This window comes from Ruegeria sp. AH3 (genome assembly GCF_056536265.1).
Window position 1 is genome coordinate 71,663 of sequence record NZ_JBQFJL010000002.1, and the last position, 20,725, is coordinate 92,387.

Here is a 20,725-nt window from a genome sequence, read left to right on the forward strand (position 1 = left end):
CCGCCCGATGAGACTGCCACAAGGAACAAGACTGAGGAGACGAAGATGACCCGAGTTCTGACAACCCATGTGGGCAGCCTGCCACGCACGCAGGAAGTGGTGGACTTCATCTTTGCCCGCGAACGCGGGGAGTCTTATAACACGCACGCTTTCGATGCTTGTATTACCGCCGCTGTCTCAGAGACGGTCAAACAGCAAAAGGATGCCGGGATCGATATTGTCTCAGACGGTGAGACCTCAAAGATCAGCTATGCGACTTATGTGAAAGATCGTTATACCGGCTTTTCGGGCGATAGCCCCCGCAATGCCCCAGCCGATCTAAAAATGTTCCCGAGTTTTCTGCAGCGGCTGGCCGATGCGGGCGGAACACCTCAATACGCGCGCCCCATGTGCACGGGCGAGGTCCGATCCAAAGGGCAGGATGAACTGCAGAAGGACATCGCCAACCTCAAAAGCGCGATGGCGGAACACGGGATTAAGCGCGGCTTCATGAACGCCGCCAGCCCCGGCGTGATCTCACTATTCCTGCAGAACGATTTCTACAAATCGCGCGAAGCTTATCTGGCCGCACTCGCCAATGCGATGAAAGAGGAATATGAGACCATCGTGGCCGCTGGTCTGGACCTGCAGTTAGATTGTCCGGATCTGGCCCTGTCGCGGCACATGTTGTTCACTGAATTGTCGGATGATGAGTTCATCAAAGTGGCGCAGATGCATGTCGATGCACTGAACCACGCGCTCTCGGATGTGCCGGCTGAAAAGGTGCGCGTGCACATTTGCTGGGGTAACTACGAAGGTCCGCATCTGTGCGATATCCCGATGTCCAAGATGTTTGACACTCTGATGGCGACCAAATCGCGCTATGTTCTGTTTGAAACATCAAATCCGCGCCACGGGCACGAATGGACAGTGTTCCGGGATCGCAAAGCGGATATCCCGGATGACAAGGTGCTGGTGCCCGGGGTCGTCGACACCACGACGAATTTTGTTGAGCATCCGGAACTTGTGGCCCAACGTATCGCCAGATTTACGGACATCGTCGGAGCCGAACGAGTCATCGCAGGTAGTGATTGCGGCTTTGGCACCTTTGCCGGGTTCGGTGCCGTTGATCCTTCCATTGCCTATGCCAAGCTTGCTGCCCTGTCGGAAGGCGCCGCGTCCGTTTAGGGAAAAGAGATGACTCCACTTGTTCTGCTGCCAGGCATGATGTGTGACGCCCGGCTTTTTGCACCTCAGATCGAAGCGCTCTCGGCCGAACGTGCTGTATCGGTGCCTGAACTGTCGGGTAGCGATACGATGGCCGGGCTGGCTGCGCAAATCCTCGCGACCCAGCCGGAACGGTTTGCGCTGGGCGGTTTGTCCATGGGTGGCATTGTCGCCATGGAGATCGTGCGGCAAGCGCCCGACCGCATTGTCGGACTGGCGCTGATGGACACAAACCCGCTCGCAGAATTGCCCGAAGTCCAGGCACGCCGTGGACCTCAGATGGAAGCTGCGCGTGCCGGACGGCTTGAAAATGTGATGCGGGACGAGATGAAACCCAACTATCTCAGCGATGGTGAAAACCGGGCCGAGATACTGGATTTGTGCATGGAGATGGCGCTGGAGCTCGGACCGGATATCTTCTGCGAGCAGTCAATCGCATTGCGCGACAGGCCCGATCAAACCGCAACGCTGCGCGGTTTCGACAAACCTGCGTTGGTACTGTGCGGACGCGGAGACAAGCTTTGCCCGATCTCTCGCCATGAGTTGATGCACGATCTGCTACCGCGATCCGAGCTGGTTATCATCGAGAATGCAGGGCATCTGCCGACACTTGAGAAATCGGTTGAAACCACGCAGGCCCTGCGCCGCTGGCTGAAGGATGTTGACGATGAATGATGAATTGCTGACTCTATTGAAATCGGTAGATACACCGACCGTCTGCAACGCGATCGAGGTCGCCCAAGGCGGGCGCGGTTTCGACCAGTTCACGCGTGGCACTGTACTGTGCAGCGACCCAGATGCCGGAGCAGTCGTCGGATATGCCCGCACGGCCAAGATCGCGGCTGTCGAACCCCCATCTGAGCCCGTCGATATCATAAAAACCCGCCGCATGGACTATTACCGCCACATGGCCGAAGGCCCCCGCCCCGGTATCGCGGTCGTCGAGGATGTGGATGGCGAAAACGCCATTGGTGCCTATTGGGGTGAAATCAACACCACCATTCACAAAGGCTTTGGCCTGTCCGGCGCGCTGACCAATGGCGTGATGCGTGATCTGGGTGACCTGCCCGAGGGGTTCCCCGTCATCGCCGGCTCTGTGGGGCCCAGCCACGCATTTGTTCATGTCCGCGAAATCGGCACTCCGGTCACCGTGTTCGGCATGATGGTTGAAGATGGCGATCTGATCCACGCCGACCGTCACGGTGCATTGGTGATCCCTGAGAAAGACATCCCTAGGCTGGCCGATGCGATCCACAAACTGCTTGAGACCGAAAAGCTGGTGTTGGAACCTGCCCGCGCCGAAGGGTTCGACTTTGCCGCGTTCGAAGCCGCCTGGTCCGCATTCGAAAAGGCGCGCACCTGATCTGCTTGGTGACAGCGCCCAATTTCTGAACTTTCCCGGCTCAAGAACCGCGCGTCGTCTGCCTGAGTACGAGCCGTACCGGTGTACGCAGGCAAGGTTGGGGTTTGGTTGTGCCCTGTAGCCAGCCAACAATCATATCGGCAATCTTCTCTCCAAACCCATGAACACCGCAATGCACTGTGGAGAGCGCAGGCCAATACTCCGAAGCCTCTGCGATGTCGTCAAACCCGATCATCTGAAAATCCGCACCAATCTGTCTTTGGGCTTCGTGACAGGCGTTGATCATCCCGAATGCAACGAGATCATTGAAACAAACCGCTGCGTCGCAATCTGGCTGATCTTCGAACAGCTGAACGGCGGCAGTATGCCCAAACACGCGGCTGCTGCGGCCAGTCAATACGAGAGGGGTCAGACCGCTTTCTTCCATCACTTCCAGGTATCCGGAATACCTTTCATGGGTAACTTTGCGCCCTTCCAACCCGCCGACAAACGCAATTTTCTTTGCCCCGGTTTCAATGAGGTGTCGCGTCGCGATGCGCCCACCTTCGGTATAGTCCGGCGCAATGAATGGGAAAGTTTTTGTGTTGCTCTCGACCTGACGCAGGACTTGCATCAGAGGTATGCCCGCCCGTTCAACAGCGGCAAATGTTCGGGATACATCCCCATAAGCCGGAGACACGATCAGAGCCGACACGCCATGTTCCAGCATCGCGCCAATGACCTGATCCTGAAGCGCAGGGTCTTCATTGGTGTTGGCCACGACCACCGCATAGCCACGAGAGCCCAACGCCATCTGCAATGATGTCGCAAATTCCGTGAAGAACGGGTTGGTCAGATCGTTGATCACCAAACCAATGAGAGCGGTTCCGGTCGAGCGCAGATTTGCCGCCGACCGGTTGTAGACATAACCGATCTCTTTCATGGCCGCATGCACCAGCGTCCGGGTTTCGGACTTCACCTGAGCGCTGCCTTGCAGGACAAGACTGACTGTCGATTTCGAAACACCTGCCTTTCTGGCCACATCTATGATCGTCGGTCTTCGCATTCAGATTATTGTTCAACTCCGTGCAGGTTCAGCAACGTGATCATCCGTGCTTTAGCCAGTTCCGGCTTCGAGAGCAAACCAGCCCTATCCGCAAGCCGGAAGACCTCTGCATAGTGGCAAATGTCACGACTGGACTGGAAACCGCCGGGCATGACGAAGTGAGACTGCGCGCCGTTCAGCCAGGCCAGATAAGCGATCCCGGCCTTGTAGAACTGAGTCGGCGCTTTGAAAATCTCGCGGCTCAGGGGCACCGTCGGCGCAAACAGCGCTTGGTAGCGGTCTATTTCACCCAATGCGAGCGCCTCAAGTGCCTGACTTGCCGCCGGCGCAATCGCCGCGAAGATACCAAGCAAAGCGTGCGAGAAATGCGTACCATCTCCGGCGATCAGGTCGGCATAGTTAAAATCGTCACCAGTATAGAGGCGCACGTTGGGCGGAAGCCGGGAGCGAAAGGCTTCTTCATGGGTCTGATCCAGCAGGGATATCTTTATCCCGTCTATTTTGTCCGGGTTTTCATTGATCAGGTTCAGAACAAAATCGCTGGCCGCTGCGACGTCCCTGTGGCCCCAATAACCCGTTAGAGCGGGATCAAACATATCCCCCAGCCAATGCAGGATCACGGGCTCAGCCGCCCCATCGATCAACGCCCGATAGACGTCATGATAGACCTCTGGCCCGGCATCAATTGCCGGGAACGCACGCGATGCCATCAGGATCAGCTGGCCACCTGCGGCCTCGATCGCTTCGGCCTGATGTTCATAGGCGGACAGAATCTCACCCGCAGTTTTCAGCGCGCTCAGTGGTAGATGATCGGTCCCTGCCCCGCATGCAACACGGGGCGACAACGGGTGCGCATGGGCCGCCTGCATCGTGCGCTGAATTAGCTCCAGCGCGGTTTCCCAATCGACGCCCATGCCCCGCTGCGCCGTGTCCATCGCTTCGGCCAGCCCCAGACCCTGATCCCAAAGCCCTTGTCGGAATTGCAGCGTGGCATCCCAATCCACAGCGGGGCGTCCATCCCAGGGTTTCCGCTCGGCCAGTGGGTCCGACACTACATGCGCGGCGGCAAAGGCCGTGCGTGTCAGCGGCACTTTAGGCGCACGTGGCACCAATGGCGTTCCGCTCAGAGTGTACGGCTGTAGTTGCCCGTCGAGATTTGGCAGTATCAGAGTCATCGCCTCACACCTCCAGATCCAGCACCAGAATGCCGTCGATCCCGCCGACGGCGTTTTCGACTAGCTGTGCGCCCAACGCCTTGTGGGCTTCATTGTTTTGATAGGTTTCAAGCGCCGCCCAATCTTCAAAATCGATTACGAAACCGTGCATATAGCCGCGCTCAATCTGTTCAGGACTTTCACTGCGGCCACCGGTAAATCCGCTTGCGCCTGGCAGGGTCTCGGACAGGTCTGCGAGCCCTGCGTAGATTGTTTCAACGGTCTCTTCCGTGACATCAGGGCGGAACTTGGTCAGTACGATATGGCGGATCATTGTAAGATACCTTGATCTTGTTTGATCATGTCAGCGGCTTTCTCGCCGATCATGATGGTCGGGGCGTTGGTGTTCGAAGAATTGACCGTCGGCATGATCGAGGCATCCGCAACACGAAGCCCTTCGATCCCGTTAAACCTCAAACGCGGGTCCAAGACCGCCTCGGCATCGCTGCCCATACGACAGGTGCCTGCGCAATGATGCGAGGTTTTGGAATGCACGCAGATAAAGTCGAAATATTCCTGTTCGGTCTGCACACCCGGCCCCGGAAGACGCTCGGCCAAGATATATGGTATCAGCGCGTCCTGCGCGAGGATGTTCTGCACCAGTTTCAGGCCCCGAATGGACATCTCGCGATCATAAGGATCGGCCAAATAATTGGGGTCGATCAAGGGCATCGCAGCAGGGTCAGCGCTTTGCAATCGCACGGTACCGCGTGAGCGGGGCCGCAGGAAGCAGGCATTCAGCGTGACGCCACCGTTTGGCATGGCCTCGACACCCGCTTCGATGCCGGTGCCAAGGCCTAGATGCATCTGGATATCAGGGGATCGTGCATCGGGATCGGCATACCAGAAACCACCCGTTTCAAAGAGACTTGAAGCGACCGGGCCTTTCCGGGTGAAGATGTATTGCAACCCGGCCAGGGCCGAGAGATGCAGCTTGGCAAATCGGTCATAGGTATGCGGTCCGGTGACCTCACAGATCGAATAGAGATCCAGATGATCCTGAAGGTTCGCGCCAACCTGCGGTTGGTCATGGACAGTGTTTATCCGAAGGCTTTCCAGATGGTCAGCCGGACCAATCCCCGATAGCTGCAGCAAACGCGGCGATCCGATGGCGCCTGAGGATAGAATGACTTCTTTCGCGGCGGTGATCCTGTCGCCGCTCATCATTTCGACGCCGGTCGCACGGCCCTTGTCGACCATGATACGACGGACCTGAGCCCCCGTGCGCACGGTCAGGTTGGATCGACTACGGTTCGGTGCGATAAAGGCCATCGCAGCGGACGAGCGCCGCGCATTGCGCTGGGTCAGCTGGTAATGCCCTGCACCGTCCTGCTTTGCGCCATTTACGTCCCGCGTTTCGGGAATGCCGAGCTGCCCAGCGGCTTTGATATAGGCATCGCAAATCGGCAGAGGTGCTGCCGGCATCGACACACCCATCGGCCCGCCCTTGCCATGGAAGTCGTTGTCATAGGTATCGTTGTCCTCGGACTTCTTGAAATAGGGCAGCACGTCGGCATAGCTCCAGCCCTCGCACCCCATTTGCCGCCAGTCGTCGTAATCCTGCGCTGCCCCGCGCGTATAAATCTGCGCATTGATCGCAGAACCGCCCCCGATGACCTTGGCTTGAGTATAGTTGAAGACCTTGTTCTGCATATGTTTTTGCGGAACGGTGGACCAGCCCCAGCTGCCAATGCCCTTGGTCATCTTGGCAAAACCAGCCGGCAAATGAAAAAACGGGTGGCGGTCTGTCGATCCGGCCTCGAGCAGCAATACTTTCGCTGCAGGCTCTTCGGACAGGCGCGCGGCAATGACCGAACCGGCCGAGCCGCCCCCGATGACAATGAAATCATACCCTTCAGACATTCTGATGTGTCCTGATCTAAAGACGTGGAATTGACAGGCCACCATCCACCGCAATGGTGGTGCCGGTGGAAAAGTGCATATGCCCCTGAACAAGCGGTATGACGACGGACCCGATATCTTCGGGCACGCCCCAGCGCGCTGCAGGAACCAGACCGCCTTCGATCCGATCGGTGTATGTGTCACGGACACCCGCCGTCATCTCGGTGGCGATGATACCGGGTCGCAGCTCAAAAACTCCGATCCCGTGGGGCGCAAGGCGAACGGAAAAAAGCTGCGCCATCATCGCAGCGGCCGCCTTTGATACGCAATATTCAGCGCGTTCGATTGAGACCATCGTGGCGCTGACCGAGGTCACGAATATGATCGAGCGATAGATGTCCTGCGGCAGCTCCAACATGCGCCGCGCCACCTCTTGCGCCAGAAAGAATGCGCCGCGCATGTTGATATTCTGGGCGAAGTCCCAATTCTCGGGCTTAAGATCCAGCATGTCACCGCGCACAGGTGCACCGACGCCTGCATTGTTGATCAGCGTCGTGACAGGACCCGCTTCAGCCTCGATCTGATCCAGCAGCGCAGGAACGCGCGCGATGTCAGACACGTCATGCTGAACATAGAAAGCGTTTGCGCCAAGCTCGGTCAAAGCCTGCTGCACCACCGGTGCGTCAACCGCATACTGTGAAGCCAACGCCACCTTGTACCCAGCCGCAATCAACGCGCGTGAGATGCCAAGACCAATGCCTTGCTGCCCCCCTGTAACCAAGGCGATTCCGGTCATGCTGCGAACTCCGTCTCGGTGATGTGACGGCCCGCCCGAAGTGCCAGTGCAGCAATGGTCAACGCCGGATTTACCGCAGCAGATGTCGGCAGCACCGAGGCATCAACGATGAACAGGTTCCTGTGGTCGTGACTGCGACAGTAGATGTCAACGACACTGCCTTTCGGGTCCACCCCCATACGCGCCGTACCGCATTGATGAGAAGGTGTTCGGCGATCAAAAGGCCGCGACAACACAATCGGGAAACCCGCCCTCCGCAGATGGAATTTCAGTCGCTTAACTAGTGCTTCATGCGCAGCCCAGTTCGACCGTTTCCAGTCGAGACAGATTTGACCCCGGTTAATTGTTACGCGGCTTTCTGGGTTTGGCAGATCTTCAGACATCGCATAGAAATCAAAGCTTCTGTTCGCGATCAGGTTTGCAATCAGACCCGGCAAACGGGTCTGCGCCGCTAGAATGGGGCCCGTGATCTTGCCCAGCATCTGGATATTACCGAGCGGGAAGCCGCCCTTGCCATCACCATTGTAATAATCATTGAACATCAGTGTTTTCTGATAGATGGCCCGGTTCCTGCGAAATGGATGCAGGGCAAGCACGGCTGAACAATTATGGTTCATAAAGTTCCGTCCCACCTGAGCCGAGCGGTTTGCCAGACCCGTCGGACAATTGTCATTGGCAGATTTCAACAACAGGGCTGCGGATTGCACCGCCCCTGCGGCCAACACGACCAATGGGGCCGCAAGCGTACCCTGCCCCTCGACCTCAACACCGGTTATCTGCCCGTCGTCTCCGGCGATCAGTTTTTGGGCAGATGCTTTGGTCAGAAGGTCGACATTCTTGTAGGTCAGAGCCTGCGCAAGCGCCCGCGTTTCCGCATCCATCTTGCCGCCGCGAGTGTTTGGAAACGCATCCCATGTGGTTTGGCCCGCGGCGAGCCATGTTTCTATATCCACGCCCAATGGAACTGAGGACGGGGTCAAACCGCTGCGGCGTAGGTGATCCCGCAAGTCCGCGATGTCTGCCTCATCCGGCACCGGAGGGTGCGGATAGTTCGCGCTATGCTCGGGCTCGGTTGGATCTTCATCAGTCGTTCCATGCACATCGTAGAGCTGTTCAGCAGCCGTATAGTCGGCCTCCAGCTCCTCGTAGGAAATCGGCCAGCCGGGGGCTTCACCCCCCATATGCTGACGGCGCTGAAAGTCCTCTTTCCGATATCGTATCAAAGCGGCTCCGTAGAACTTGGAGTTGCCGCCGACGCAATAGTAATTCCCGGGGTTGAACGGCCGACCCTCTCCGTCAAGCCAGGTCTCGTCCGGACGAAAACAGCCATCACCAAAAATCGCTTTTGGATCCCGATCCTGAGGCGAGGGGCGTAAATGCTCCCCTCGCTCAAGGATCAGAATACGGCGACCCGACGGGGCCAGCGCTGCGGCGAGCGTTGCCCCCCCGATCCCGGAGCCGATGATTATGACGTCGGCTTGTGTCACGGGGCGATCCGCATCTCGCTTTCAGGATCAAAGGCCACCGCCTTTTCCATGTTTACGGCAAAGGGGAAATCCTGACCCGGTGCCACCTCGGCATCCGAGCGCATCCTTGCAATTACGTCCTGCCCTCCGAGTATCATCGACACAAAGGTGTCAGAGCCTGCGGGTTCCGTAACAACAATCCGATTGGTCATCTGCGCGATGTTCGTCGATTTACGATCTGCGCCATCCATGTCGGTAATCGTCTCTGGACGAATGCCCAGCAGAATCTCACGCCCATCCCATGCAGACAGGTTATCCTGGCTGAAAGGCAGTTGCGCCATTGACCCGTCGTGCAAAGCAACCTCGGCATGCGGACGACCGTTCAGAACAGCCACTTTCGCAGGCACCACGTTCATCGCAGGTGAGCCCATGAAGGTCGCCACGAAGATATTTGCGGGGGCGTCGTAGATCTCCTGGGGCGTACCCAGCTGTTGCACGTACCCGCCATTCATGACCGCGATGCGGCTGGAAAGAGTCATCGCCTCGATCTGATCATGGGTGACGTAGACGATGGTTGTGCCAAGGTTCTGATGCAGCTTCTTGATCTCAGTCCGCATATCGACACGCAACTTGGCGTCGAGGTTGGACAGCGGTTCGTCGAACAGGAACACATCCGGATTCCGCACCAACGCCCGCCCCATCGCAACCCGCTGGCGCTGTCCGCCGGAAAGCTGACCGGGCTTTCGATCAAGTAACTGCTCGATCTGCAACAACTTGGCGACCTCTTGCATCGCCTTGTCCCGTTCAGGTTTCGGAACGCCATGCATCTCCAACCCGAAGGTGATGTTCTGTCCGACCGTCATGTTCGGGTAAAGCGCGTAGCTTTGGAACACCATTGCAATGTTACGATTGGAGGGGTGCACCCCGTTCATCACCTGATCCTTGATGCGAATTTCTCCGCTGGTGATCTCTTCGAGCCCTGCAATCATGTTCAGCAAAGTCGACTTGCCACAGCCCGAGGGGCCGACAAGCACAAGGAATTCCCCTTCCTGCACCGAGATATCGACTTTGTGCAGAACTTCGACCGACCCATAGGATTTGGTCGCATTATCTATGTCCAGAAAACCCATCAGGTCTTATCCTTTCACCGAACCCGCCATCAGGCCGCGGACGAAATATCGACCGGCCACGATGTAGACGAGCAGAGTTGGCATGGCGGCCAGAATGGCGCCTGCGAAATGAACGTTGTATTCTTTCACACCGGTTGATGACTGCACCAGATTGTTCAGCGCCACCGTCATCGGCTGACTATTTGCATCCGCAAAAGACGCACCAAACAGGAAGTCATTCCAGATATTGGTGAACTGCCAGATGATCGACACCACGGCGATCGGCCCGGAACTGGGCAGCAGGATGCGCCAGAAGATCTGGAAGAAGCCCGCGCCATCGATCTGCGCCGCCCGGATCAATTCGGTCGGGAACACGGCGTAGTAATTACGGAAGTACAGCGTGGTGAAACCTATCCCGTAAACCACGTGGACCAACGCGAGACCCCAGGTCGTGCCCGCCAAACCGATGATGCCTAGCATCCGTGCCATTGGGATCAGGACGATCTGAAATGGGATGAAGCAGGCAAACAGCATCAGGCCAAACAGGATGGTGTCATACTTGAAGCGCCATTTGGTCAGCACATAACCGTTCAGAGCTCCGAGGATGGTCGAGACGATCACGGCCGGAACCACCATCTTGATCGAGTTCCAGAAATAGGGCTTCAACCCGGTTGGATCGACTCCGATCTGAGCCGAGGACCAGGCCTTCAGCCAGGGTTCTATCGTGAACACCTGCGGCAGGTTCATCATGCCACCGCCGGTGATCTCTTCCAACGGTTTGACCGAGTTCACTAGCATCACATAAAGCGGCAGCAGATAGAACAGACCGAACAGCAGCAGCACCAGATAGATCAGCGTGCGCGTGACGCGGCCCGTGCGAATTGCGGTATCCTGAGTTGCCTGAGACATCAGCGTTTCTCCCGCAGTTCTGCATACAGATAGGGGATCATGATCGCTGCAATGGTCATCAACATGATCGTGGCAGAGGCCGCGCCGATCCCCATCTGGTTCCGCGTGAAGGTGTAGGAATACATGAACGTCGCAGGCAGTTCGGTTGCACGGCCCGGCCCACCTCCGGTCAGGGCGATTACAAGGTCAAAGGTCTTGATCGCGAGGTGGCTGAGAATAACGAAGGCCGACAGGAACGCGGGTCTTAGCTGGGGGATGATGATCCGACGATAGAGGTTCCAGTTCGAGGCCCCATCCATCTGTGCTGCCCGCAGAATTTCGTTGTCGATGCCGCGCAGACCCGCAAGGAACATGGCCATAACGAAGCCACTGGTCTGCCAGACCGCCGCCAGAACGACGGTATAAATCGCATAATCACGGTTCTTGATCCAATCGAACTCGAAACTGGTCCAACCCCATGTGTGCATCACGTTCTCAAGACCGATGCCGGGGTCGAGGAACCATTTCCAGGCGGTGCCTGTGACGATGAAGCTCAGCGCCATGGGGTATAGATAAATCGGACGCAGCAGCCCCTCACCACGGATTTTCTGATCGAGGAAGATTGCCAGCCCAAGCCCGATGCAGGTGCAGATCACGATATAGAGGCTCGCAAAGATCCCCATATTGATCAGCGAGGTCTCCCAATGGCTCAACCGCCACAGCTTGTCGTAGTTCTCCCAACCGACCCAGCCGAAGGTTGGCAGGATGCGGCTGTCTGTGAATGACAGATAGACCGAAAACAGAATGAAGCCGTAGACAAAGACCAGCATCATCGCCAGCGATGGTGACAGGACCAGCTTGGGTATCCAGTTCTGAAGGCGTGTCTTGAAATCCGCGTCGGCTGAAGCAGCCATGGCGCGCCCTCCTCGTTCGAGTGCAAAAGATCGGAGCGTTCACGCCCCTAAGGTGACAGGGCGGCTGCACCGCCGCCCCATCGGGAGGATCACGTTAGGATCACTTGGCAATCGAAACAGCGTCGACCAACTCGACCACTGCCGTTTCACTGTCATATTCGCCGTTGAAATGGGCGGTGACCACGTCATAGACCGCGTTCTTCACCGAAGCAGGCGCTGCGTGACCATGCGCCATCGAGCCGAACAGATTGCCCGATGATGCAGCCGCAGCCAGATCCTTCATGCCCTGCTGTCCGCAGGCATCCAGATCACTGCCATCCACATCCGTACGCGCAGGCACCGAGCCTTTGACCTTGTTGAACGCAATCTGGAACGACGGCGACAGGATCGCGCTGGCCAAGGCGGCCTGTTCAGCCGAAACCGAGCCACCCTGATCGAACATCATGAACTGGTCGGCGTTGAAGGTGACCTGATCCTGCGTGCCGGGGAAACGGAAGCACAGGAAATCCTCGCCCGGGACTTTACCCGCGCCCAGGAACTCACCTTTCGCCCAGTCGCCCATCATCTGGAAACCGGCCTCGCCATTGATGACCATCGCCGTTGCAAGGTTCCAGTCGCGGCCCGAGAAGTTCTCGTCAACGTTGTCGCGAATAAAGGCCATGCGGTCGAAGGCCTCTTTCATAGCGTCACCACCCAGAGTTCCTTCGTCCAGATCGATGAACGCTGCTTTGTAGCCGTCTGGGCCAAGCGTGGACATCGCCACCGCATCAAAGATGGTCGCATCCTGCCAGGCCTGACCGCCATGTGCGATCGGGGTGATACCAGCGGCTTTCAGCGCTTCGACAGCGGCCACAAACTCATCCCAATTGGTTGGTTGAGCGATACCATTGGCATCCAGAACAGCCTTGTTGGCCCATACCCAGTTAGTCGAATGCACGTTGACCGGTGCCGCAACCCACTTGCCGTCATGCTTGGCAAAAGCCTTGAGCGCGTCCGGAACGACATCGTCCCAGCCTTCCTGGGCCGCAACATCGTTCAGATCCGCCAACGCGCCCTGACCGGCCCAGTCCAGAATGTCAAAACCCAGTGCCTGCACGGCTGTCGGTGCGTTTCCGGCTGTGACACGGGCACGCAGAACGGTCATGGCTTGCTCACCACCGCCACCGGCGACGGGCATGTCGGTCCAATCGATGCCCTGCCCAGACAGGTCATCTTTCAGCACATTCAGCGCCGCAGCTTCGCCGCCTGACGTCCACCAGTGCAGAACTTCAACCTCTTCTGCCTGAGCAAGGCTGGTCGTGCAGAGCAGACCGGCAACGATCAGAGATTTGGTCTTCAGTAGATTACGCATTCTTGTTTCCTCCCTAAATGCGATCTTCCTTGGCGCGCCCCTTTGCGGCGCCCCGTCTTAGTCTTGTGACACCCATGGCGCACGACTGTTGCCGATACGCATGACCACTGATTTTACCTCGAAAAATTCCTCGAACCCGTAACGTCCGATTTCCCGCCCCTGCCCGGATTGTTTGAAGCCACCGAACGCAAGTTCGGGAAAGCCGTCCATCCAGGTGTTGGTCCAGACCGTTCCCGTTTCTGCACGACGGGCGAATTCCAGGCAGGTGTGAACGTTTTCGCTCCAGACCCCTGCCGACAGACCGTAAGCGCTATCATTGGTCAGAGTGATGGCTTCGTCCAGTGTTTTGAACGTCAGCACCGATAGGACCGGGCCAAATACCTCGTCCCGAGCGATGGGCATTTCCGGCGCGACGTCTGAAATTACCGTCGGTTGATAGAATTGATCGCCCAGACCCTCGACCTGAAGCGGAGCGCCGCCCAACGCGATGGTCGCGCCAGCGTCTTTCGCCGCTTTGACATAGGTGTCGATCTTCGCGTTATGTTCGGGTGTCACAATCGCGCCGACCTGTGTCGTCGGATCCAGCGGATCACCAAATTTAACTTTGCGAGACAGGGCGACAACTCGGTCTCGAAACGCCTCGGCAATGTCTTCATGCACGATGATCCGACTGCTGGAATTGCAGCATTGGCCGACATTGAAATAGACACCAAATACAACAGCATCTGCGGCAGCTTCCAAATCCGCATCGGGAAAGATCACCTGCGGGTTTTTACCACCAAGTTCCAGCGCCACTTTCTTGAGCGTGCCAGACGCGACAGCGCTGATCGTCTTACCCACGGCGGTCGAGCCAGTGAAGCTGACCATATCCACACAGTTATGGCTGGACATCACGCTGCCGACCGGAACGCCATACCCCAACACGATATTGCAAACGCCTGCTGGCAGACCGGCCTCAATCAACAATTCACCCAGCATCAGAGTTGTCGAAGGCGTCATCTCAGAGGGCTTCACCACCACGGTGCAACCCGCAGCCAGCGCAAATGGCAGCTTTTGGCTGAGGATCCAGAACGGGAAATTCCAGGGCGTGATGATTGATACGACACCAATGGGCTCTTTCAACACCACACCCATCATGTCTTCGCCCAACGTGTTGTGGCTGTCGCCATGCGTGCTGCGCGCCAGTGAGGCCGCATAGCGCCAAAGGTCTGCCGCACCGCCAACCTCGCCTTTCGATTGGCTGATCGGTTTGCCGCTCTCCAGCGTTTCAATCACTGCAATGTGGTCAACGTTTTGCTCGATCAAATCGGCGATCTTGAGCAACACGGTCGCACGTTCTTTGCCAGAAGCGCGGCTCCAGACACCACTGTCAAAGGTCTGACGCGCGGCTTTGATGGCGGCTTCTGTTTCCGCCTCGCCACCCAAAGCCGAACGGCTCACCACATGACCATGTGAAGGTGAACACCTCTCGAAGGTTTCGCCCGAGGCGCTGTCCAGCCATTCGCCGTTGATCAGATGACGACCCTCGAACAGCGCAGGCATGTCAAAGGGAATGGCAGGGTTGATCGTCAGGTCTTTCATTCGTTACAGGCCCGAAAATTGAGGGTTACGTTTTTCCATGAAGGCCGCCACACCTTCTTCGCGATCCGCAGACGCGGCGATGGCGGCGCTACCCAAAGCTTCGACAACCGCATGAGTGTCCTCACCCACCGCAGCGTGGATCATGTTTTTTGAGATCTCTGTTGCGCGAGGCGAAAGGTCGGTCAGCTCGGCCGCGATCTCAAGCGCGCGTGACTGCGCATCCTCGGCGATCTCGGCGGCGTATCCCAGTGCAACAGCCCGGTCGGCACCAATACGGCGTCCAAACAAAGCCATCTCTTTCACTGCACTTTCGGAAATCAAACGCGTCAATCGCTGTGTCCCTGACCAGCCGGGTACAATTCCGACCCGTGCTTCGGGCAAGGCAAGCGTCGCGCACGGCGCTACCAGCCGCAGGTCGCAACAGCTGGCCAGTTCGAGTCCCCCACCGAAGGCGTGACCGTTTATCGCTGCGATGGTCGGCTTGCCGATCCGGGCAAGACGATCAAAAATGCGATGCCCGTCCCGTACCCAGTGTCGGGCGAACTCAGCCGGGCTCAGACCACCCCAGGCGCCAATGTCTGCCCCACAACAAAATGCTTTCTCACCTGCCCCGGTCAGAACAAGCGCACGAATAAAGGTATCACGCTCGACCTCCTGTAGCCGGACCTCTAATGCCTCAAGCATCTCAACGGTCAACGCGTTCAGCTTTGCAGCGTTGTCCAGTGTCAGGACAGCCGTTGTACCTTCAATATGAAAGCTGATCCCGCTCACAGCTTCATCCCCATCGGGCCATCCAAGAACAGCGATTTAGGCATTTGTATCGCGTTCTCAGCAACTTTGACGCGACCTGCTGAGGCAGCGATAATGTCGCGCTCGGCGTTGATGCCCGGCATGATCTCTGTCGCTACCAGGCCTGTGTCGGCAAGGCGGATCACGCAGCGCTCAGTAACGTAAAGCACGTCCTGCCCGGTTTCGCGCGCACGACGACCAGAGAAGGTGACGTGTTCGACCTGATCAACCATCTTGGTGAATTTGCCGGGCGTTGCGACGTTGATACCATCTTCGGTCAGCTCAATCCCGGCGCCCGCCTCAAACCAGCCCGAGAACACGATCTTCTTCGCCCGCGCCGTAATGTCGACGAAACCACCGCACCCAGCCGTCAGATAAGGTTTTTTTCCAAGCTTCGAGACATTCACATTCCCTTCGACATCCACCTCAAGGAAGGACAGGAACGACATATCGAAACCGCCACCCTGGAAATAGATGAACTGCTGCGGTGACGGCACATAAGCATGGGCGTTTGAGGCACAGCCAAACGCGAAACCTGTCAAAGGCACCCCACCAACAGCGCCTTGTTCAATCGCCCACGTGACCGCCTGAGGGTGCCCCTCTTCAAGCAGGATACGCGGAACCATGGCGCTGATGCCAAACCCCAGATTAGCGCTCATACCGGATCTGAGTTCTTGGGCGGCCCGGCGGGCGATGATCTTCTCAACCCCGTGCTCTGCCAGTGAAAAACTGCCCCACGGGCGCATGACTTGACCGGAAATCGCAGGATCATATGGTGTTTCGGTGGTCTGTTTCTGGTCGGGGTCTTCCACGACGAGATCGACCAGATGCCCTGGCACACGAACATCATGCGGGCACAGACTGCCCGCAGCCGTCACACGCTGGACCTGAGCGATCACCAACCCACCATGGTTGCGCACACAAATTGCCTGTTCGAGTCCGCCCAGATACGCGCCTTCATGTTCATAGGTGAGATTGCCGAACTCATCGGCGGTGGTCGCTCGCAGGATGCAGACGTTGGGGTTGATATTCGGGAAATGCAGCCAAGTCTGATCGCCAAACTCGGCGCGGGATACAATCGGTGCCGCGGCGCCTTTTGCGTTCATCGCACATCCCTCGCGCACCGGGTCGACGAAGGTATCTAGCCCAACCTGCGTTAACACGCCGGGGCGATGCGCCGCCGCTTCACGATGCATGTCGAACAGAATCCCCGACGGGACATTGTACGCCGCCACCCGATCCTCAACGATCATTTTCCAGATCTCCGGCATCTCAAGACTGGACGGCCCGGACGGATAAGATCCGGCCAACACACGCGCCAGCAGCCCGTCCTGCGCCAGATACTCCATGCCCTTCACGCCATACATATCGCCTGCAGCAATGGGATGGAGCGTCGTGATATCGCGCGGATGCCCATCGGCTTGAAATCTCTGCCCAAGCGCTTTCAGCACCAGATCAGGGCACCCCAGCGCCGAAGAGGAAGAAACCGTAATGACAGCCGCGTCAGGAATACGCGATACGGCCTCGGAAGCGGAACAAAGCTTGGACATCAGAAACCACCGTAATCTATTTCAACACGCCGCCCCGAGACAGCGGCCTCGCGCACGCCGAATGCCACCGATAAGGATTTGACCCCATCTGCGCCATCAGCGGCCGGACGGCCCTGCCCTGCTGCGGCCCCGACGAACTCCGAGACGCCCTGAACGTATAAAGAATGATCTGAGAACGGGATTTCCTCGCGCCCGTTTTCAGTGACCAGCTCAATTTGCCCAACGGGCCTTTGGGTCATCACGCCACGCGCAAAGATCGATCCTTTGGTTCCATGAACCTCAAGACCAGAGCCAGCATGGGGGTGCGTGAAACTCTCATGCGCCATGACCATGGCGCCAGACGGCATGGTCCAGACCGACATGCACGAGTCTTCGACCCCTTGCCCCATCCCAGAGCTAGCCATCTGCGCAACAACAGAAGCAGGGTCCTCACGCAAAAGGAATCGGGTGACATCGGCGTCATGAACAACAATATCGGGTATAACCCCACCGCCAGCATCGGCCGAGTTAATACGCCACCCCTGCAGGTGACCCGGTAGGTGCACAGCGTGATGAATGCGCAGTGACAGAACGTCACCAATACGCCCATCATCGATCAGGTCGCGAATTGCACGATGACTCCCTGAGCAACGCAGGTGGTGATTTGTTCCAAATGCCACTCTGGCCTCATCGGCGGCACGCACCATTTCAACGGCTTCGGCCTGCGTCATGCCCAAAGGTTTTTCACAAAGTACGTGCTTGCCCGCCGCAATAGCGGCCAAAGCCTGCCCGTGGTGCTTTTCATTGGTCGAAGAGATGTAAACCGCCTTAGTACGCGGATCAGTCAGCGCCTCTTTCAGATCGGTGGTTGCGTTGGGAATGTCATGCTCCTGAGCCCAGACCCTCACCCGATCAGACGAATTGCTGACAATCCATCTGACATCGTGGCCGGCCTGCTGGCGCACCGCATTCAGCATATGCTCGGAAGCGATTGTACTCGCGCCAACGAAAATCCAATCCATTTCTCTTCCCCCAACATATGGAACGTTCCAGAATCATTCTTATTGGAACGTTCCATATTTTTCAATACAGGGATTTTCGTTTTTTATGGAACTGCACGGATGACCCGTGATTATCACTCACATCATGTCGATGAAAACGGCGTTTGCTCAATCACTCGCAGCTAAGCCGCGGGCTTGCATCCCATCAAAGCAACATCTGATTTGTGATCGGGCTAACAAGGAACTCGGTGAGGCGATCATTTAACGCGTCCAGTTTATCTACTCTACATCCGATGCTGCACGCGCCACCAGGCACCAACTATGTCGGAAATCATCGGCTCACTAATCGTTGCTCTGTTCATTGCTTGACCGCCCCAAGATCAGCATTGATCACGACGAACAGAGCGCTGCCCGTTAGGTATTCTCAGATATCGGAGTTGAGTTAAGACAGTCAGCTTGAAACTCGCTTTAATAGAGAAACCCGTTTTATCTGGCTGCACTCCTCGATACATTGAATGGATGTATCGTTACGCCCAAAGCCTTATTGCATTTGTCGCTGTCGGAGAAACAGGCGCATTCGTTAAGGCCGCAAAGCGGTTAGGTGTCGCGCCATCTGTCATCAGCCATCATATCGCGCGACTTGAAGACGAACTTGGAGAAGTCCTGGTTCATCGCACAACACGGAAACTGACTCTATCGGAGAATGGGCGAAACCTGTTCGAAGCTGCGAAACAGGGGTTGGACTGCATCGAACTGGCCCTGGAACAGATTGAAACCGGTTCCGATCATGTCGCAGGCGCGTTGCGAATTGCTTTGCCAGCATTTGTTCCCGATCCCGCGCTCGAATCCAAAGTAATGGAATTTGTTGCTCGCCATCCAAACGTTGCGCTGACGCTGGATTATTCTGACCAGATCAAAGACCTCGTCGAAGAGCGCTATGATCTGGCCATACGGATTGGTGACTTGCCGGATTCCAGCATGACCCGAAAAAAGATCGGGTCTGTTCAGCATATGCTGGTCGCCACACCCGAATTCCTCCTGCGCCATGGCCCTGTTGCTGTCCCCAAAGATCTTGAGCCGCTTCCCTTTGTGTCGATGGGACCAGTGGGTGATGTGTTTTCACTGACACGCAAGCAAGATGTGCAGGAAATAACGCTGAATGTCAGCCAACTCAGCGTCCAAAGCATTTTAGCAGCCAAAGCTGGAACGCTGGCAGGTGTAGGCTTTGGAAATCTTCCGGTAAGTTTGATCTCAGAAGAACTTTCGACCGGTCGGTTACAACGCATACTGCCAGAATGGTCTTTACCAAAACTCACAATTCAAGCCGTTTGGACTGGCACCTCGCGGCGTCAAAGCCTTGCGCGGAGATTTGTCGAATTCCTCAACAATTAGCCCCTATACCTCGCCCTTCTCAACCTGATCATCGCCCAAACTTCAACCCTCCATTACCAGTCACCTTGGCAACTTGGAGAGATCGGTTCCGTTTAGCGTTGAAAAGCCCGAACAGGTTTCTTTGTACGCTCCTGGCTTGGGTTCTTTGAAGTGTGAGGGTCCAAAAGGCTAATCGCCGTCAAGCCCGCATGCTGCCAATAAAACGCCGATTTCTGACGCTCTCTGGCCGAGACTTATAGTGCTTGAAGAACGCCCGCGACATCGCTGCCCGCGATGAAAATCCCGTTGCAGATGCAATTTCGATATCCGGCAATTCTGTGTATTTCAGCAGACTACAAGCCCGTTCCAACCGAAGCTCTTTATAAGTCTCCAACAGCTTGGCGCCCGTTTTACAAAGAAACCGTCTTTGAAGCTGACGAACGGATGTACCCACCAAACCTGAAAGCTCGGAGATGCTCAACGGGTCCTCAATGTTGTCCAACATCTTTTCCACTACAAGCGTGACCAGCTTGTCCCCTTGCGCGCGGCGTATCAACCGGTTTGCGACCTGGCTCTCGGATTTCCGGTTTGGTTCGACAAGCCCGATATACCGGCGCAGGGTATCCGCCAGATACTCGCCATGATCCATCGACACGAATTCTGCCAGAAGACGCAATGCGCTCAGGCGCGTATTGGCGCTATGTGTGCGCCCATCCGCCGAGATATGCGTCGCGTTGCCACAATTTCTCAGCCCGCTCTCCAACGCTGCGGCTTCAAAACTCTGATGAATGGCAGCAACTGATCGGTCCGTTCCGCCAGACTGGGTCAGAAGCATAACCGCACCTCCGACGAGAAGAGATCTTGGCGATAGGTTCAAGGCCTGCGAAACCCACGACTTTTCCGTCCCCACCGGTTTCCAGATATTGTCGAAATCGCCCCAGAAGATCGCCATGCGCCCGGCCCAATAGAGTGGCCCACCAACCGAATCTTCGGCCTGGACGCGCAAGGTGACGACATAAGTGTGATTTTCCACCAGCTTGTTTAGCGCGCGGTAGAATTCCAGAACTGTTTCGGCTGAAGCCTTGTCGGCATGGCTGCGCAGAATGACATCGATATGCTGAACACGCTCCCGCGATATACCTGCCGTCTTGGCTCGTCCTGTGTAGTCCTTTCTTACGACGTAGTGTTTCATGATTTCTCCGTCGGTCTTGATGGAGGCAGCCTCTTTCACGGGGCTGCCTCTGGTTTTGGAAATGACCC

Annotated in this window: 19 protein-coding genes; 4 read left to right on the forward strand and 15 right to left on the reverse strand. The window is 56.9% G+C overall.

From position 1 onward, the window contains the following. Positions 1–45 precede the first annotated feature (45 nt). From ACR3EM_RS17930 to ACR3EM_RS17940, 3 genes are read left to right on the forward strand one after another with little or no spacing between them, the layout of a single operon-like run. Positions 46–1,167 (forward strand): cobalamin-independent methionine synthase II family protein, encoded by a 1,122-nt coding sequence (locus ACR3EM_RS17930; protein WP_480472001.1) that lies wholly within the window; start codon positions 46–48, stop codon positions 1,165–1,167. A gap of 9 nt (positions 1,168–1,176) precedes the next feature. Further along, positions 1,177–1,881 carry an alpha/beta fold hydrolase gene (locus ACR3EM_RS17935; RefSeq protein WP_480472002.1) on the forward strand — a complete coding sequence of 235 codons (705 nt, stop codon included), beginning with the start codon at positions 1,177–1,179 and terminating at the stop codon, positions 1,879–1,881. Continuing rightward, entirely contained in the window at positions 1,874–2,569 is a 696-nt protein-coding gene (locus ACR3EM_RS17940) for an RraA family protein (protein ID WP_480472003.1), read from the forward strand. Before ACR3EM_RS17935 ends, ACR3EM_RS17940 begins: the two co-directional genes overlap by 8 nt. 40 nt (positions 2,570–2,609) lie before the next feature. On the opposite strand, the gene ACR3EM_RS17945 is transcribed toward ACR3EM_RS17940, so the two are convergent. The 14 genes from ACR3EM_RS17945 to ACR3EM_RS18010 form a co-directional block, all read right to left on the reverse strand. Then, positions 2,610–3,614, reverse strand: coding sequence for a LacI family DNA-binding transcriptional regulator (locus ACR3EM_RS17945; RefSeq protein WP_480472004.1), 1,005 nt, complete (start codon positions 3,612–3,614; stop codon positions 2,610–2,612). Between the two features lie 5 nt (positions 3,615–3,619). Then, positions 3,620–4,789, reverse strand: coding sequence for a dihydrodipicolinate synthase family protein (locus ACR3EM_RS17950; protein ID WP_480472005.1), 1,170 nt, complete (start codon positions 4,787–4,789; stop codon positions 3,620–3,622). A 4-nt stretch (positions 4,790–4,793) separates the two neighbouring features. Further along, a complete protein-coding gene (locus tag ACR3EM_RS17955) occupies positions 4,794–5,102 on the reverse strand; it encodes a Dabb family protein (protein WP_480472006.1) in 309 nt (102 codons plus the stop codon). Continuing rightward, positions 5,099–6,691, reverse strand: coding sequence for a GMC family oxidoreductase (locus ACR3EM_RS17960; protein WP_480472007.1), 1,593 nt, complete (start codon positions 6,689–6,691; stop codon positions 5,099–5,101). Before ACR3EM_RS17960 ends, ACR3EM_RS17955 begins: the two co-directional genes overlap by 4 nt. A 16-nt stretch (positions 6,692–6,707) precedes the next feature. After that, positions 6,708–7,466: a 3-ketoacyl-ACP reductase gene (locus ACR3EM_RS17965; RefSeq protein WP_480472008.1), complete on the reverse strand. Its 759-nt coding sequence runs from the start codon at positions 7,464–7,466 to the stop codon at positions 6,708–6,710. Beyond that, positions 7,463–8,953, reverse strand: coding sequence for a GMC oxidoreductase (locus tag ACR3EM_RS17970; protein ID WP_480472009.1), 1,491 nt, complete (start codon positions 8,951–8,953; stop codon positions 7,463–7,465). Before ACR3EM_RS17970 ends, ACR3EM_RS17965 begins: the two co-directional genes overlap by 4 nt. After that, complete coding sequence (locus ACR3EM_RS17975) at positions 8,950–10,062, reverse strand: ABC transporter ATP-binding protein (RefSeq protein WP_480472010.1); 1,113 nt, start codon at positions 10,060–10,062, stop codon at positions 8,950–8,952. The genes ACR3EM_RS17970 and ACR3EM_RS17975 overlap by 4 nt, the downstream gene beginning before the upstream one ends. A 6-nt stretch (positions 10,063–10,068) precedes the next feature. Further along, positions 10,069–10,950 carry a carbohydrate ABC transporter permease gene (locus tag ACR3EM_RS17980; RefSeq protein WP_068340098.1) on the reverse strand — a complete coding sequence of 294 codons (882 nt, stop codon included), beginning with the start codon at positions 10,948–10,950 and terminating at the stop codon, positions 10,069–10,071. Further along, a complete protein-coding gene (locus ACR3EM_RS17985) occupies positions 10,950–11,843 on the reverse strand; it encodes a carbohydrate ABC transporter permease (protein WP_480472011.1) in 894 nt (297 codons plus the stop codon). Before ACR3EM_RS17985 ends, ACR3EM_RS17980 begins: the two co-directional genes overlap by 1 nt. A gap of 100 nt (positions 11,844–11,943) precedes the next feature. After that, positions 11,944–13,194 carry an ABC transporter substrate-binding protein gene (locus ACR3EM_RS17990; protein ID WP_480472012.1) on the reverse strand — a complete coding sequence of 417 codons (1,251 nt, stop codon included), beginning with the start codon at positions 13,192–13,194 and terminating at the stop codon, positions 11,944–11,946. Between the two features lie 57 nt (positions 13,195–13,251). Beyond that, positions 13,252–14,775, reverse strand: coding sequence for an aldehyde dehydrogenase family protein (locus ACR3EM_RS17995; RefSeq protein ID WP_480472013.1), 1,524 nt, complete (start codon positions 14,773–14,775; stop codon positions 13,252–13,254). Positions 14,776–14,778: 3 nt separating this feature from the next. After that, the gene (locus ACR3EM_RS18000; RefSeq protein WP_480472014.1) at positions 14,779–15,546 is read right to left on the reverse strand and encodes an enoyl-CoA hydratase/isomerase family protein; all 768 of its coding nucleotides are present in this window, start codon (positions 15,544–15,546) and stop codon (positions 14,779–14,781) included. Continuing rightward, positions 15,543–17,114 (reverse strand): acyl CoA:acetate/3-ketoacid CoA transferase, encoded by a 1,572-nt coding sequence (locus ACR3EM_RS18005; RefSeq protein ID WP_480472015.1) that lies wholly within the window; start codon positions 17,112–17,114, stop codon positions 15,543–15,545. The genes ACR3EM_RS18000 and ACR3EM_RS18005 overlap by 4 nt, the downstream gene beginning before the upstream one ends. Beyond that, positions 17,114–18,115, reverse strand: a complete 1,002-nt coding sequence (locus ACR3EM_RS18010; RefSeq protein WP_480472016.1) for a Gfo/Idh/MocA family protein — start codon at positions 18,113–18,115, stop codon at positions 17,114–17,116. The genes ACR3EM_RS18005 and ACR3EM_RS18010 overlap by 1 nt, the downstream gene beginning before the upstream one ends. A gap of 498 nt (positions 18,116–18,613) precedes the next feature. Between ACR3EM_RS18010 and ACR3EM_RS18015 the strand changes: the two genes are divergently transcribed. Beyond that, positions 18,614–19,486 carry a LysR family transcriptional regulator gene (locus ACR3EM_RS18015; protein ID WP_480472017.1) on the forward strand — a complete coding sequence of 291 codons (873 nt, stop codon included), beginning with the start codon at positions 18,614–18,616 and terminating at the stop codon, positions 19,484–19,486. A 178-nt stretch (positions 19,487–19,664) separates the two neighbouring features. On the opposite strand, the gene ACR3EM_RS18020 is transcribed toward ACR3EM_RS18015, so the two are convergent. Next, a complete protein-coding gene (locus ACR3EM_RS18020) occupies positions 19,665–20,657 on the reverse strand; it encodes a helix-turn-helix domain-containing protein (protein ID WP_480472018.1) in 993 nt (330 codons plus the stop codon). Between the last annotated feature and the right edge of the window lie 68 nt (positions 20,658–20,725).